Raw genomic sequence first — 15,087 nt, forward strand, 5'->3', positions numbered from 1 at the left:
CCACGGAACACAACCATGACCGACAAGACTTACAACGTGCTCTTCTTGTGCACGGGCAATTCCGCTCGTTCTATTCTCGCCGAATCCATCCTCAACAAGGAAGGCGGCGGGCGCTTCCGGGCGTTTTCCGCGGGCAGCCAGCCCAAGGGCGAAGTCAATCCACATGCCCTGAAGGAACTGGACGTCCTCGGTTATCCGGCGACTGGCTTCTCTTCGAAGAGCTGGGACGTTTTCGCACAGCCGGGCGCGCCCGAAATGGACTTCATCTTTACCGTCTGTGATAGCGCGCACGGCGAGGCCTGCCCCGTATGGATCGGTCATCCGATGACCGCGCATTGGGGTGTCGAGGACCCCGCGGCTGTGGTGGGTTCTGAGGTCGAAATCCAGCGCGCCTTTGCACAGGCCGCTCGCTTCCTCAAGAACCGCATCATGGCCTTCATCAGCCTTCCGCTGGCATCGATCGACCGCCTGGCGCTCGAAACGAAACTCCGCCAAATCGGCGCGATGGAAGGTTCGACGGCACCCCAGGGAAAGACGGCCTGATGTCTACCTTCGAACGCTACCTCACCATCTGGGTCTTCCTTTGTATCGTCGTCGGCGTCGCCCTCGGTCATTTGATGCCCGGCGTTTTCCAGGTCATCGGCGCGGCAGAGGTCGCGAAAGTGAACTTGCCCGTCGCCATCCTGATCTGGCTGATGATCATCCCGATGCTCATCAAGATCGACTTCCGCTCGTTGGCGCAGGTCAGCACGTATTGGCGTGGCATCGGCGTGACCCTGTTCATCAACTGGGCCATCAAACCGTTCTCCATGGCGCTGCTGGGATGGCTATTTGTGGGTTGGCTCTTCCGTCCGTATCTGCCGGCCGACCAGATTGACTCCTATATCGCTGGCCTCATCATCCTCGCGGCAGCACCTTGTACCGCGATGGTGTTCGTCTGGAGTAACCTGACGCGCGGCGAGCCGCTGTTCACGCTTTCCCAGGTAGCGCTCAACGATGCGATCATGGTCGTCGCCTTTGCGCCGATCGTCGGACTGCTTCTCGGATTGTCGGCTATCACCGTACCGTGGGACACGCTCGTTCTGTCGGTCGTTCTTTATATCGTCGTCCCGGTCATCATCGCTCAGGTCCTGAGAGCGCGGCTGACCGCCGACGGCACGACCAAAGCGCTGGACGCCATGCTGACGAAACTCCAGCCGCTTTCGCTCCTCGCCCTGCTCGCGACGCTTGTTCTCCTCTTTGGCTTCCAGGGCGAGCAGATCATCGCACAGCCGACCATCATCGCACTGCTGGCCGTTCCCATCCTGATCCAGGTCTATTTCAACTCAGGCCTGGCCTATCTCCTGAACCGGATGTCGGGAGAGCGCCATTGCGTCGCCGGGCCTTCAGCACTGATCGGAGCCAGCAACTTCTTCGAACTTGCGGTTGCCGCGGCCATCAGCCTGTTCGGCTTCCAGTCAGGTGCTGCGCTGGCAACCGTCGTCGGCGTGCTCATCGAAGTTCCCGTGATGCTCACGGTCGTCTGGGCCGTGAACCGCACCAAGGGCTGGTACGAGGCAGCTCCCGCTGTCTCCCGGAACACCATCACTGAAAGGACATGACAATGGACGCCACCATCTATCACAACCCCGCCTGCGGCACGTCCCGCAACACGCTGGAGATGATCCGCGCAGCCGGGATCGAACCTGATATCATCGAGTATCTCAAGTCACCGCCGTCGCGCGACGCGTTGGCAAGGATGATCTCCGATGCCGGACTGACCGTCCGACAGGCGATCCGCGAGAAGGGCACGCCTTACGCGGTACTGGGTCTCAACGACCCGAACCTGACGGACGACCAGCTGCTCGACGCGATGCTGAAGGACCCGATCCTCATCAATCGTCCGTTCGTCGTCACGCCGCTCGGCACCAGGCTTGCGCGACCCTCCGAGGCCGTGCTCGACATCCTGCCGGATGCCTTCAAGGGTGCCTTCTTCAAGGAAGACGGCGAGCAGGTCCTCGATCAGGAGGGCAAGCGCGTTGTCTGAAATTTTTCCCGCCTTGCAGGAGCGGCATCTTCGCCAACCTGACATTGACGCGTTGCGTCCGGCGTTCTCGACGCACAAGCCGCGCATCCTGATCCTCTACGGCTCGCTCCGGGAGGTTTCCTACAGTCGGCTGCTCGCGCACGAAGCCAGACGCCTTCTCGAGCGGTTGGGGTGCGAGGTGCGGATGTTCGATCCGAGGGGGCTGCCGCTTCCCGACGAGGCGCCGGTCAGCCATCCGAAAGTGCAGGAGCTGCGCGACCTGTCGCAATGGTCGGAAGGCCAAGTCTGGGTTAGCCCCGAGCGCCACGGCGCGATGACGGGCATCATGAAGGCCCAGATCGACTGGATTCCCCTGTCCCTGGGATCGATCCGGCCGACGCAAGGCAAGACGCTGGCGATCATGGAAGTCTCCGGCGGCAGCCAGTCCTTCAACGCCCTGAACCAGATGCGCGTGCTCGGCCGCTGGATGCGGATGATCACGATCCCCAACCAGTCGTCGGTCGCCAAGGCCTACCAGGAGTTCGACGCCGACGGCCGCATGAAGCCGTCGTCCTACTACGACCGCGTCGTGGATGTCTGCGAGGAACTGGTGAAGTTCACGCTGCTGACACGGGACGCCTCGGCCCACCTTACAGACCGCTACAGCGAGCGGAAGGAGCACGCGGCCGAGTTGGAGAAGCGAGTGTCACTGAGATCGATTTAGTCAAAGGCCATCGGCAATGTTCCGATAGCGGCCATCTTGCAATCGCAATGGCCGCGCCAAAGCGAACCAACGCCTTGTCCGCTTGTGGCGGCCCATTGCAGCCTTTCGAAAGACGGACCTAGCGCTCATGACGCAAAACTATGCACGAGGCGATATTTCCAATAGGCTATTTAGCAATGGATGACGGGCGTCATCTGAAAGCATTCGTTGCCGAGGCACAAAGTGTGACCATACAGCTTCGATCAACCCTCAGCTGTCCCAATTGCGGCCAGCGGGCTACGGAAACGATGCCCACCGACGCCTGTCAGTTTTTCTATGATTGCAATGGATGCGGTATGATGCTCCGGCCAAAATCCGGGGACTGCTGTGTGTTCTGTTCCTTTGGCGACGTGCCTTGCGCGCCAATCCAGGAGGCCAAACATAACAACGGAGCCGCAAGTTGTTGCGTCGGTTCCTAACGTGGGATGAGAGGCAAGGCTGACATCCCATTGGGCTATGCCGGCGCATTCCGGGCGATAGACAAGCGCCCACGCTGCTCCCTCACGGACGCCGAGGAGTTCCACGATGAGCGAAGACGCCTTCAACATGTCGATCCGCAAGTTCCTGAAAGAAGTCGGTATCACCTCGCAGCGTAAGATCGAAGAGGCCGTGCGCGGGGGGCAGTTCGGCGGCGAGAAGCTGAAGGTGCGCATGACGCTGACGGCGGAGGGCACTGGTCTCAACCACGTGGTGAACGGTGAGATCGAACTTCCATAGGTCTGGCGAAAGCATGGATCGAAACGCCCAGGCCGATACTCATCAATGAGACCAAGATCGGTCAGGCATCGCGCCCGCACTAAGCCGGAAGCTTCTATCTCCCCACCGAGCCAAGCCTAGAGCCCGCGCACCTCTGCCACAAGATCGTTCTCGACGAGCATGACGTTCGTCGGACGGACTTCACGTGCGCGACATGAGCAGAACAACTGGCATCCGCACGCCGACGCTGCAATAATTGAGCTTCATCGAGGGAGGCAATGATGCGGAAGAGTGCGCCGGATTTCAGCCTTGAGGGCAAGGTGACTTTGGTGACGGGCGCGAGCCGTGGCATTGGACGTGCTTGCGCACTTGCCTGTGCTGCAGCAGGCTCAGATATTGTCTTGGGGGTCCGCGATGTCGCAGCGTCCGCGGGCCTGATCGCCGAAATCGAGGGCGCGGGACGAAAGGTTCTCCCTGTTGAACTGGACATTCCCAACAAGGCCCATATCGCACAAGCCGTCGACGCGGCGGTTTCTGCATTCGGTCGGATCGACGTCCTCGTCAACAATGTCGGCGTGGCCCCGGGCAATCTTGCGGAACTCGTTGAGGAGAAGGACCTTGACGAGATACTCGATGTCAACATCAAGGGCACCTTCCTGATGACACAGGCAGTGGGCCTTCACATGATCGCGCGAAATGGTGGCCGGATCATCAGCATTAGCTCACAGGCCGGTACGGTCGCACTGCGCGGAGAGGCAATCTATTGCATGAGCAAGGCGGCAATTAATCACCTCACGCGCTGCCTTGCAGCCGAATGGGCACGCTATAATGTCACCGTAAACACCGTATCCCCGACATTCATCCACACGGATGGTACAGCACCGTTTTTATCCGATGCCGAAAATCGCAAAGCGACGGTCGATCACATTCCACTCGGCCGGATCGGGGAAACCGATGATGTGGTGGGTGCCGTAGTCTTCCTTGCATCGCCGGCTGCGAGCCTGATCACCGGCGCGAACCTGCTGGTGGACGGCGGATGGTCCGTCGCCTGAGGCCACGGGGTCGAGCTCGAAAAGCGCGTCAAATTGATCTAGGGAAGAAATCCTGTCAGCCGTGCCGCCAGACCTTCACGGCTGACAGCAACAAGATCACGGCGAGTGCGGGAAGGAGGATCGAATTCGGGACAATGCCGAGGAGTAGACCGCCGACGAACGTCCCCACCACCGATCCCGCGGCCATGATGAGGACGAACACCCTGTTGCGACCCAGAACCGAAAAGCTCTGGTCGCGGCTGTAGCGGGTAAAGCCTACCAGAATTGTAGGAAGGCTCACCGCCAGTGAGAGGCTACCGGCGAGCTTGATGTCCGCGCCGAAGAGCAGAACCAACGTCGGAATGAGCAACTCGCCCCCGGCGACGCCCAGCAGCGACGCAACGATGCCGATCACGCAGCCGGCGGATATACCGGCGACAATCTGCCAGTTTCCGGTCAGAAGCGGTTGACCCGCCGAGGTGCCGTGGCCAAGCACCAGCACGACGGCGATTGCGACAAGAAGAACGGATATCACCCTGTAGAGGGTCTCAGATTTCAACCGTGTGGCCCATCCTGCGCCGAACCAGGCACCGATCAGGCTTCCTGCAAGAAGGTTCAGTACGATCGGCCAATTCGATGCGATCTGACTGAAAGGGATCGTGCCGGCTCGAAACGGCAGGGCGCAAGACACGACGACAAGGCTCATTGCCTTGTTCAGGATCACCGCCTCGAGGGCCGCGAAATTGAATGCGCCGATGAGCAGCGGCAGACGAAATTCTGCCCCTCCAAGCCCTATCAACCCGCCGAGTGCGCCGATGATGGCGCCGCCGCCGAAAGCGGCCGGATGACTGCGTGACGTCGTGGATTTGATCGTAGTGTTCACGGAGGCTTGGCTTTCATGGCGGTGATCCGCGGACTTTTATGTACGCTCTTCCATTATCGGGCAACGCGGTCGCGACGCACCGATGAGGCGACAGCGACGAACGCCAGGATCCCAAGCGTACCCAGCGCGGCGATCACGAAAAGCGAGAGGGTTGTCCCGAAGTGGTTCATAGCGGCTGCGAACGCAAACGGGGCGGCCGCGCCAGTCGCCAACCTTGCCGCAGCCATCTTGCCCGTGATCGCGCCATAGCCAGCGGACCCGAAGAGATAGAGGGGCAAGCTCCCCTGAGCGATGCTGTTGATCCCTGACCCAAGGCCAAGACAGATGGCGAAAGCCACCGCACCGGGCAGCCAATCACCTGACACCCCGAGTATTACCGCGCCAGTGACCATGAGAGCGGCAGAGACAATCGCAAGCGCGGGCGGCGACAGGCTCTTTCCGAAGACCATGTTGATCAGGCGGCTCATGACCTGGGCCGGACCAAACAAGGAACCGATCAGGACCGCCGCACTGCCAAGTCCGATCGCGCCGAGCATCGGCACCATGTGGGCGAGGATCGCGGCGAGGGTGAAGCCCGAAAGAGAGAAGGCAAAGGAGACCAGCAGCATGCCACGGCGACGCGCCTGGGGTTCGAGAGCGCCGACAACGACCTCGCGGGTTCTTGTCTCGTCCGTCTTGGAACTCAGCCTTCCGGCACGCATGATCCAGTAGTGTAGGGGCATGCAGACGATAAGGTTCAGGACGGCGAACACCAGATAGATTTCCCGCCACGTCAGATATCCGGTCAGTGCCGCGGCGATCGGCCAGAAGATGGTGGAGGCAAAGCCGCCGATGAGTGTCAGATAGGTGATGCTGCGGGACGCGGTGCGAGGTTCGCTTTCGACCAGTGTTGCGAAGGCCGCCTGATACTGGACCATCCCGGAGGACACTTCGAGCAGGACAATCGCAAGGACAAAGAGCGACACAGACGGCGACCATGCACAAAGCACCAGCGTTAACGCCGCAAGGGCCGACCCCAGCGTCATCACCGTTGCCGCACCGATCTTGTCCATGTGCCTGCCGATGAACGGCGCAGACAGGCCGCCGATGAACAGCGAGACCGAGAAGACGGCGAAGACCCGCTCCAGGCTGATGCCAAGGTCTTTGGCCATTCCGGGTGCGAGGATGCTGAAGGAATAGTAGAGAGTGCCGTAGCCGATGATCTGCGTGACACCGAGAGCGGAGACGATGCCCGCCGGAACCTTGATCGTATGCAATGACGTGTTCCTTGACGGGCTATACTTCGCTTGAACAGCAACTGGCGGATCGCTCGACGGACCCGCGGATGCCGGGATGCCCCGCGCAGCAGTCTTCCATCAGGAAAGTCACCAGATCGGCCAGCGTGTCGTAACTTGCGTTATAGACGATCGAGCGCGACTCCCGGCGTTGGGAGATGAGGCCTGATCGTTCGAGTTCCTTGAGGTGGAACGAGACGTTTGATGGAGAGACGCCCATGCGTTCGGCAATCGCGCCGGCGGCCAGACCTACCGGGCCGGCGATGACCAGGGTCCTCACGATGGAAAGTCGGGTTTCCTGTGAAAGCGCGGCGAAGGAGGAGAGGGCTTGACGATCATCCATATTTCAATAATCCTTGAATCATTGAAATTGAGGATAGCCGCAAATGAGCGCGATCGACAATAGCCAATCCGACAAAACCGATATCTCGCTTGGGGAGTTGCTCGGCAGAGCCGCAGAGACACCGGACCTGCCCTTGGTCTTCCTGTATGACGGAAAGCCCGTGAAGCCCGGCTATCACGTGACCGAGGTCAAGGCTGGCCATTTCTCCGCGCTTGATTGCGGGGCAAATCCGGAAGCCTGGTCGGAGATTTTCGTGCAGCTGTGGGACATCGAGGAGGGCGAGCGGACCCATATGACGGCCGGGAAGTTCTCGGCCATCGTCCGCAAGGTTTCCGAACGCGTCCGTCTCGACGGCTCCGCAAAGCTGACCTTCGAAGTGAGCGATGGCGTCCGGCCGATGCAGTTGTTCTGCGCGAATGCTCCTGTCGCGGAAGACGGCACTCTCCAGGTCGCGTTGACGCCACGGCCTGCGAGCTGCAAGCCTCGGGACCGTTGGTTGGCCGAGAAAGGCGCTACGGAAGCCTCGTGCTGTAGTTCATCCGCTTCCAAATGCTGTAGCTGAGGTGGGAACCATCCCCAAACGAGATGCCGTCGCCGGCGAGGCGCTCTCAGGGGCGCCCGCCGGAAGCTGAGGTTCTGCCGCCGCATTCGCCGGCTGTGAACAGCCCACCGCCCGAACATCGCCGCAGCATCACCGCGAGCGTGCCCCTTCGCTGAAAAACCGAGAGCTCAGGTCATGTGGCCGGTACTGTCGCGGTCGATATCCTCTCAACAATTCGGGCCTTTTCCACACCATCGCATTCGACCTCCGATCTCTTGACGTCTTGACTCAAAAATAACTAACTAGTTACATAATTGCGTGACGAATGTTCTTGCGAATTGGGAGGTTCGAGTGAAGATTTACGGGATGCAGCATGTGGGGTTCACTGTGCCGAACCTCGAAGAGGCTGTCCGCTTTTTCGAGGTGATCTTCGGAGCGGTGACGTGCCTTGAAACAGGCAAAGTGGAAGCTGACGACGCGTTCATGCTTCGGCGCCTCGGTGTTCCCTCGGGCAGACGGATAGAGAACATCAAGGTTCTAAGGGTCGGGAACGGCACGAACCTCGAGATATTCCAGTACTCCGGCGAGACCGGCGAGGAAGAGCCGCTGAAGCGCAACAGCCAGACCGGTGGCTTTCACTTAGCCTTCGAGGTTGACGACTGCGAACGCGCGGCAGAGCGGCTTCGTGCCGCCGGCGTCGATTTGCTTGAAGGGCCGACTCTTGTCGAAAGCGGCGCGATGGCCGGGCTTACCTGGCTCTATCTCAAAGCTCCCTGGGGGCAGTTTTTGGAGATCGTCAGCATGCCGGGACCGCTCGGATACGAAAGCGCTGGCGGTCCACGGCAGTGGTCGCCCGTCAGCGGCAGCTAACTCCCGGCCGTAGTCGCTGCATCTCAAGCGGCCAATCAAAATCAAAGACATGAGAACCCCTGGCCAAAAGCCGGAAAGGAAAGCCGTGCCTCAAGAAATCCTGATAAGCACAAAGCAGACATTTGTGCTCGGCAACTACGAAGACGGTGCGCTACTGCCCGGTCAGATCCGTGGGCGAACGCTCTGTACTCTGATCAGTCAGGGCACGGAGCTTGGCTGGGCCAACGGTCACGTGTTTCCCATCCGGCCGGGCTATGCGGCTGTCTTTGAGGTGACCGAGATCGGAGAGGATGTCGATGGCGTCAGCGTCGGTGACCGGCGCTTTGCAATGGGGCAGCATCGTTCCACGCAGACCCACGATGCCCGACACACTCTGGCGTTGCCGGATGGATTGGCCCCGGATCGCGCCGTTCTCGCCCGCTTGATGGGGGTGTCGATGACGAGCCTGATGACGACGAAGGCGCGTCCGGGTGACCGCGTGGTCGTTTCGGGGGCGGGGCCGGTTGGCTTCCTGGCTGCGCACCTCTTTGCGATCGGCGGCTATCGCGTGACGGTGGTCGATCCGGATCCGGTCAGGCGCGCTCAGGCCGGTCGAAGCGGAATTGCGGATTGCCGAGCGTCTATAGGCGACGCATCGGACCTGACCGGAAAAGTCGCCCTCGTCGTCGATTGTTCAGGTCATGAGGGTGCCATCATCGATGCTTGCCGTCTTGTCCGCAAGCTTGGTGAAGTCGTCATGGTTGGTGTTCCCTGGAGGCGGGCAACCGAATTCTCTGCGCACGAACTCATGCAGGCGGTCTTCTTCAACCTGGTGACGCTGCGCTCAGGCTGGGAATGGGAGGTTCCGATGCTCGGTCGCGACTTCGTTTGGGAAGAACTGCTCGAAGGGTACAACAATGCACCGCATAGCGTCTTCGGTGGCTTCTCGCGCGCGCTCGAATGGCTGTCTGAAGGCCTGATAGAGGTCGAAGGCCTGATCCGCCACGTGACGCCAGACGATCCCGCGTCACTCTATTCGGACATTGCGCGGCGCGCGATTGAGCAGCCCTTCATCGTTATCGATTGGGCCTAGCCCAAGCGCCGGGCCGATGTCCGGCTATCGTTGGTGTATGTGCCTGGCGCGACGCGTTAGGCACATACCAGCCTCATGATGGTGTCGACGTTGAACTGCAGGCGTTCGTCAATCGCTTCCTTGGCCATGAGATCACGTTCGAAAATGATCGATCCGGTGAAACGGTTGGTCAGGTAGTAATAGCCGATCGCTGCAATGGTGATGTTGAGCTGCACAGGGTCGACGCCCGACCGAAACACGCCCTGTGCCGCGCCGCGTTCGAGAATGTCGCCGACCATGTTGACGAACTTGCGGCTGGCGGCCTTGATGACCTCGGACTTCTTCAAATGCTTCGCGCGGTGAAGGTTCTCGCTGTTGACCAGCGTGATGAACTCCGGGTTCTTCAGGTAATATTCCCAGGTGAACTGGACGAGTTTGGCAAGGGCCGCCGTCGGTTCCAGGTCGTCGAGCTTGAGTTTTTGTTCAGCCGTTCGGATGTCGATATAGGCATCTTCGAGAACGGTCTGGAACAGCCGCTCCTTGCTCTCGAAATAGTGGTATATCATCCGCTTGTTGGCGTTGGCCTTCTCGGCGATCACGTCGACCCGCGCGCCTCCCAAGCCATTCTTCGCAAACTCTTTCTTGGCCGCGTCCAGAATGCGCGCCTTCGTTGCCTCGGCGTCTCTGATGCGTGGCTTTCGGGCAGATTTTTCCGTGTCTTCGTTCGTGATGCTCAAAGCCCTTCCTCCGTCGCCCTCGCGCCTGCTGCGCTGAAAGTCATACACGCCGGAAAGCTGATCCGTCAAAGCGGTTCGTCAGGTCGGTCGGCGCCTGTGCCCATTAAAAGCACTTGACTCGGGGTTTTGTAAAGAAGTAACTAGTTAGTGCGTTAAGTGGGACTGACGAGGCCGGAGGAGGCCAGGGCGACAAGCGTGCGCCGCCACCTGCGAACCTGCATTTTCAACCCGTGTGGGACGGGGAACGCTCACCGAGGATATGGGAGGATTGGCATGTCGACCTTTATTAAGGATTTTATCGAACGCGAGACGGTAAGCCGTCGCAACTTCTTGTTTGCCGCTGCAGCCGGCGTTGGCGCCATGGCGGTGCCGATGGCGTTCGGTCGCGGCACGGCGCAGGCAGCATTGACGGATCCGGCAATTGCCTGGAGCTATCGCGACCGGGCGTCTGCCTACTGGAATTCGGTCGTTTCCGGGGGCGAGGCTTTCGTGGAATCGCTCGGCAAGCCGAAGAGCGCACTCGTCAGCCTGATCAACGAGGGGTCGACGGAAAAGTCGCTCGCCGACATCAAGGCGTTTCTCGCCAAGAACAACGGCAATTGCGCGATCGCCTGCGATGCAAATGACAGCCCCAACGCCAGACCCGTTGTCGAGGCGGTTCAGGCAGCGGGCGCCTACATTTCAACGATCTGGAACAAGACCGACGACCTGCATCCTTGGGATTTCGGCGACAACTACGTTTCCCATATGACCTGGTCGGATGAGAAGCCTGCTGAACAGACCGCGCGGATCCTGTTTGAGGCGATGGGTGGTGAAGGTGGCGTGGTGCACCTCGGTGGCATCGCCGCCAACAACCCGGCAGTCGAGCGCCTGAACGGCCTCAAGAACGCACTCAAAGATTTCCCGAACATCGAGTTGCTCGATGCGCAGCCGGCCGACTGGGACACGCAGAAGGGTGCGGCCCTCATGGCGTCGTTCCTGACCCGCTACGGCGACAAGATCAAGGGCGTACACTGCGCCAACGACAACATCGCCTATGGTGTCATCGAGGCCCTGCGCGCCGAGGGTATCGAGGACATGCCGATCGTTTCCTATGACGGCAATCCGGAGGCCGTGCAGATGGTAATGGACGGCAAGCTCCTGGCGACCGTCTTCACCAACCCGCACTGGGGCGGCGGCATCAGCGCGGCACTCGCCTATCACGCGGCGATCGGCAGCTTCAAGCCGTCCGAAGAGCCGAAGGAACACCGCGAGTTCTACGGCCCGACGATCCTGGTCACGGCCAAGGATGCCGCCGAGTTCAAGGCGAAGTATCTCGACTCCGTCCCGACCTACAATTGGACGGATTTCTGGGGGCCGTCCAACGGCCAGATCCAGTACTGAACTTTCGACCAGCTGGGCGGCAGCCTGTGTGCCGCCGCCCCGTTCCCCTTGTGACTTTCTAAAAGAGGGGTGTCTGACGTGACACGTCGCCTATCGCGCGAAACCTTGATCAAATGGGCGCCGCTTCTGGTGCTGATTGCACTGGTGATCTTCTTCACCGCGCTCAACCCGACTTTCTTTTCCTCGCGGAACTTCGCCCGCATCGCGATTGCGGCAGCTCCGGCACTCATGGTTGCCGTCGGCGTCACCTTCATCATCGTCATGGGATCGATCGACCTCTCGATGGAGGGAACGGTCTCCCTCACGGCCGTGGCCTTTGCGTTCATCTTTGCCCATTTCGGTGGCTCGCTCGCCCCTTCCGGTTGGGTCGCCATTCCGCTTGTTCTCCTTCTCGGCGGCGTGATCGGACTGCTAAACGGGCTTGTCCATGTGAAGCTGAAGATACCGTCCTTCATGGCGAGCCTTGCCATGGGCTTCGTCGGGACGGGGGCCGCGATCCTGCTCACCGGCGGTGACATCGTCAAAGTAAGCGATGCGACCTTTCGGGGCCTGCTGACGGTGCGTTTGTTGGGTTTCCCGCTAATGGTCTACGTCGCTGCCTTCTTCCTCGTCGTTGCCTGGTTCATTCAGACCCACACCACGCTTGGCCGCAACTTCTACGCGGTTGGCGGCGGTGAGGATCTCGCGCATGCCTCGGGCCTCAATGTTACCCGCGTTCGCGTGACCGGCTTTGCGCTTGCCGGCGTCTTTTACGCCATTGCCGCAATCCTCGTGGTGGCGCGCATCGGCCAGGCGGAATCGGTGACCGGTGCGAACTTCATGTTCGTCTCCATCACGTCGGTCGTTGTCGGTGGCGTGGCGCTCTGGGGCGGCATCGGCGGCGTCTGGAACGCACTTGTCGGCGTGCTGATCGTGAACGTCATCGACAATGGCATGGTCGTCATCGGCCTGCCCGACTTCATCCAGGACGGCATGCTCGGCCTGCTCGTCATTCTTGCCGTCGTGCTTTCGACCGACCGCAAGATGCTTTCCTTCGTCAAGTGAGGCACGCCATGTACGAGCTCAAGGCTGTCGACAAGAAATTCCCCGGCGTTCACGCGCTAAAGGCAATCGACTTCCACATCAAGCGCGGCGAGATCGTCGGACTTGTGGGGGAGAATGGCGCCGGCAAATCCACCTTGATGAAGGTGATCTATGGCGCCTACCAGCCCGATGGCGGCAAGGTCCTCATCAACGGAACGCCCGTTCGCTTTGCCAATCCGCGCCAGGCGATGGAGAAGGGCATCGGGATGGTGTTCCAGGAGCAGTCGCTGATCCCGAACCTGACCGTCATGGAGAACATCTTCCTCGGCTATGAACGACAGTTCACCCGCTTCGGTGTCGTCGACTGGAAGGTTATGGCGAAAGCCGCACGCCGTCAGCTCGCCAAGGTGAAACTCGATATCGATCCGGCGATGGTGACGTCGAAGCTTTCCTTTGCCCAACGTCAGCTCGTCGAGCTTGCCAAGGTGTTGACGCTCGAAGAGCGCGTGGAGGGGGATCTTGTCATCCTGCTCGACGAGCCGACCTCGGTTCTTTCAAAGGAAGAGGTGCAGCTGCTGTTCAAGCTTGTGAGGGAACTGGTGACGCGGGCCTCGTTCATCTTCGTCTCGCATCGCATGGACGAGGTGATGGAACTTTCCGATCGCATCTACGTGATGAAGGATGGTGAGGTCGTGGACGTCGTCGACCGCGGTGCTGCCCCGGCCGAGGCCATCCAGCACAAGATGGTCGGTCGCAATGTCGACAAGCAATATTACCGCGAGCATCTGCAAAAGCCGTTCGACGCCGCAAAGGCACTCGTCGAGATGGACCAGGTGGGCCTTCCTGGCCGCATCCAGGACATCTCGCTCAAGCTGCATGCCGGTGAAGTGCTTTGTCTTGTCGGTACGGAAGGTTCGGGGCGCGAGGCAATCCTCAGGACGATCTACGGCATGCTGACGCCGAGCACCGGCCGTCTCCGCATCAAGGGAGGCGATGCGACCGATCTTTCACCGCGGCACGCGGTTTCTCGTGGCGTCGGCTATGTGCCCCGCGAGCGCAAGATCGAGGGCATTGTTGCTGGCATGAACGTCTACGAAAACATGACGCTTTCGCAGATGAAACACCGCTCGAAAGGTGGTGTGCTGCGCGTCGGCGAGGAGCGGGCGCTTGCCCGTGAATGGATCAAGAAATTGTCGATCAAGGCCCATTCCGAGTTTGCGGATTGTGGCAATCTTTCAGGCGGAAACCAGCAGAAGGTGGTTCTGGCCAAGTGGCGTTCGGCCGGTTCCGACATCATGCTGCTCGACCATCCGACGCGCGGTCTCGACATCGGCGCCAAGGAAGATGTCTACGACATGATCCGCGCCATGAGTGCGGCGGGCGTCGGCATCGTGCTGGTTGCCGACACATTGGAAGAGGCAATCGGCCTTTCGCACACCATCATCGTCGTCAAGGACGGGCGCATCCAGAAACAGTTCGCCTGCGAACCGGGTTCCAAGCCCACGCCCTATGACCTTTTGCACTACATGATCTGAGGGACCAATGGATATTCAGCGCCTCAAACCGCACCTTCCCTGGATAACGCTCCTGGTGCTCGTCGCCGTCGTCGGCATCACCGATCCCGGTTTCCTGCGACCCACGAACCTTCTCGGCATTGCCGGCGACATCGTGCCACTCTTCATCATGGCGCTCGGTCTCACTTTCGCCATCTATATCGGCGGCATCGACCTGTCGGCCCAGTCGATGGCGAACATGGTGACGGTCATCGCCTCGGTTTACCTTGCCTCGCTCGGTGCCTGGGTTGCCGTACTTTGCGTCGTTGCCGGCTTTCTCCTTGGCACGCTATCCGGCTTTGTGACGACACGGCTTTTCGTGCCGTCCTTCATCTCCACGCTTGCGGTCGGCGGCGTTGCGTTCTCGGTTGCGCAGTGGCTTTCGGGTCAGCGCGCGCTCAACATGGACGCCGCTCAGCGCAACGAAACCTTCGGCTGGATGATTGGTCATACTTGGGGCGTCCCCAACGAACTCTTGATTGCCGCGGGGCTCGTGGCCCTCTGCCTCTTCATCGAACGGCGCACGACGCTCGGCCGCGTTTTGAAGGCGGTCGGTGCCGGCGAATTGGCCGCCGCCGCGTCCGGTATCGATGTTGCGCGCTACAAGATCCTTGCATTCGCGATCTCCGGTGCACTTGCGTCCATTGCCGGCCTGCTCTTTGCGGTCAAGCTCTCCGGCGGCGCACCGACGATCGCCAATGGATTCCTGTTGCCGGCAATCGTTGCCGTGCTGGTCGGTGGCACGCCGTTGACGGGCGGTGTCGGCGGCGTGATGAACACCGTGGTCGGTACTTTGATCGTTGCGGTCATCCGATCGTCGATGCTGTATTTCGAGATCGACGCGACCCGGCAGCAGATCGTCTTCGGCGTCGTGTTGATCATTGCCATTGCCCTGACGATCGACCGCGCCAAGCTGCGCACCGTGAAGTAGGAG

General features: G+C 60.4%; 18 protein-coding genes. 14 read left to right on the forward strand and 4 right to left on the reverse strand.

All coding sequences use genetic code 11. From position 1 onward, the window contains the following. Positions 1-15 precede the first annotated feature (15 nt). The 7 genes from FA04_RS28820 to FA04_RS28845 all read left to right on the forward strand — a co-directional run bounded on the left by FA04_RS28820 (position 16) and on the right by FA04_RS28845 (position 4,516). On the forward strand, positions 16-543 hold the full coding sequence (locus FA04_RS28820; protein ID WP_034801538.1) for an arsenate reductase ArsC: 528 nt from the start codon (positions 16-18) through the stop codon (positions 541-543). After that, the gene (arsB, locus tag FA04_RS28825; RefSeq protein WP_034801539.1) at positions 543-1,601 is read left to right on the forward strand and encodes an ACR3 family arsenite efflux transporter; all 1,059 of its coding nucleotides are present in this window, start codon (positions 543-545) and stop codon (positions 1,599-1,601) included. Before FA04_RS28820 ends, arsB begins: the two co-directional genes overlap by 1 nt. A gap of 2 nt (positions 1,602-1,603) precedes the next feature. After that, the gene (gene arsC / locus FA04_RS28830) at positions 1,604-2,026 is read left to right on the forward strand and encodes an arsenate reductase (glutaredoxin) (RefSeq protein WP_034801540.1); all 423 of its coding nucleotides are present in this window, start codon (positions 1,604-1,606) and stop codon (positions 2,024-2,026) included. Next, a complete protein-coding gene (gene arsH / locus FA04_RS28835) occupies positions 2,001-2,729 on the forward strand; it encodes an arsenical resistance protein ArsH (protein WP_034801596.1) in 729 nt (242 codons plus the stop codon). The genes arsC and arsH overlap by 26 nt, the downstream gene beginning before the upstream one ends. A 176-nt stretch (positions 2,730-2,905) precedes the next feature. Beyond that, positions 2,906-3,187 (forward strand): GDCCVxC domain-containing (seleno)protein, encoded by a 282-nt coding sequence (locus FA04_RS36095; protein WP_335669430.1) that lies wholly within the window; start codon positions 2,906-2,908, stop codon positions 3,185-3,187. Between the two features lie 106 nt (positions 3,188-3,293). Then, positions 3,294-3,485: a DUF6494 family protein gene (locus FA04_RS28840; RefSeq protein ID WP_034801541.1), complete on the forward strand. Its 192-nt coding sequence runs from the start codon at positions 3,294-3,296 to the stop codon at positions 3,483-3,485. 260 nt (positions 3,486-3,745) lie between these two features. Then, complete coding sequence (locus FA04_RS28845; protein WP_034801598.1) at positions 3,746-4,516, forward strand: SDR family NAD(P)-dependent oxidoreductase; 771 nt, start codon at positions 3,746-3,748, stop codon at positions 4,514-4,516. A gap of 55 nt (positions 4,517-4,571) precedes the next feature. On the opposite strand, the gene FA04_RS28850 is transcribed toward FA04_RS28845, so the two are convergent. From FA04_RS28850 to FA04_RS28860, 3 genes are read right to left on the reverse strand one after another with little or no spacing between them, the layout of a single operon-like run. Then, positions 4,572-5,378 (reverse strand): sulfite exporter TauE/SafE family protein, encoded by an 807-nt coding sequence (locus FA04_RS28850; RefSeq protein ID WP_034801549.1) that lies wholly within the window; start codon positions 5,376-5,378, stop codon positions 4,572-4,574. 53 nt (positions 5,379-5,431) lie between these two features. Further along, positions 5,432-6,634, reverse strand: coding sequence for an arsenite efflux MFS transporter ArsK (gene arsK, locus FA04_RS28855; protein WP_156553109.1), 1,203 nt, complete (start codon positions 6,632-6,634; stop codon positions 5,432-5,434). A gap of 19 nt (positions 6,635-6,653) precedes the next feature. Beyond that, positions 6,654-6,995: an ArsR/SmtB family transcription factor gene (locus FA04_RS28860; RefSeq protein WP_034801551.1), complete on the reverse strand. Its 342-nt coding sequence runs from the start codon at positions 6,993-6,995 to the stop codon at positions 6,654-6,656. Between the two features lie 43 nt (positions 6,996-7,038). On the opposite strand from FA04_RS28860, the gene FA04_RS28865 reads away from it, so the two are divergent. From FA04_RS28865 to FA04_RS28875, 3 genes are all read left to right on the forward strand, one after another. Beyond that, positions 7,039-7,557, forward strand: a complete 519-nt coding sequence (locus FA04_RS28865; protein ID WP_034801553.1) for a DUF6428 family protein — start codon at positions 7,039-7,041, stop codon at positions 7,555-7,557. A gap of 297 nt (positions 7,558-7,854) precedes the next feature. Then, positions 7,855-8,406 (forward strand): VOC family protein, encoded by a 552-nt coding sequence (locus FA04_RS28870; protein WP_234798868.1) that lies wholly within the window; start codon positions 7,855-7,857, stop codon positions 8,404-8,406. Positions 8,407-8,491: 85 nt separating this feature from the next. Then, positions 8,492-9,478 carry a zinc-dependent alcohol dehydrogenase gene (locus tag FA04_RS28875; protein WP_034801557.1) on the forward strand — a complete coding sequence of 329 codons (987 nt, stop codon included), beginning with the start codon at positions 8,492-8,494 and terminating at the stop codon, positions 9,476-9,478. 56 nt (positions 9,479-9,534) lie between these two features. On the opposite strand, the gene FA04_RS28880 is transcribed toward FA04_RS28875, so the two are convergent. Next, positions 9,535-10,188 (reverse strand): TetR/AcrR family transcriptional regulator, encoded by a 654-nt coding sequence (locus FA04_RS28880; RefSeq protein WP_034801602.1) that lies wholly within the window; start codon positions 10,186-10,188, stop codon positions 9,535-9,537. Between the two features lie 279 nt (positions 10,189-10,467). Here FA04_RS28880 and FA04_RS28885 point away from each other — a divergent pair, with 279 nt between their 5' ends. From FA04_RS28885 to FA04_RS28900, 4 genes are all read left to right on the forward strand, one after another. Beyond that, positions 10,468-11,577, forward strand: a complete 1,110-nt coding sequence (locus FA04_RS28885; protein ID WP_034801559.1) for a sugar ABC transporter substrate-binding protein — start codon at positions 10,468-10,470, stop codon at positions 11,575-11,577. A 78-nt stretch (positions 11,578-11,655) separates the two neighbouring features. Then, positions 11,656-12,621: an ABC transporter permease gene (locus FA04_RS28890; protein ID WP_034801603.1), complete on the forward strand. Its 966-nt coding sequence runs from the start codon at positions 11,656-11,658 to the stop codon at positions 12,619-12,621. 8 nt (positions 12,622-12,629) lie between these two features. Further along, complete coding sequence (locus FA04_RS28895; RefSeq protein ID WP_034801561.1) at positions 12,630-14,135, forward strand: sugar ABC transporter ATP-binding protein; 1,506 nt, start codon at positions 12,630-12,632, stop codon at positions 14,133-14,135. Positions 14,136-14,142: 7 nt separating this feature from the next. Beyond that, entirely contained in the window at positions 14,143-15,084 is a 942-nt protein-coding gene (locus tag FA04_RS28900) for an ABC transporter permease (RefSeq protein WP_034801563.1), read from the forward strand. The last annotated feature ends 3 nt before the right edge of the window (positions 15,085-15,087 follow it).

It is taken from the genome of Ensifer adhaerens (assembly GCF_000697965.2).
Taxonomy (GTDB): domain Bacteria; phylum Pseudomonadota; class Alphaproteobacteria; order Rhizobiales; family Rhizobiaceae; genus Ensifer; species Ensifer adhaerens.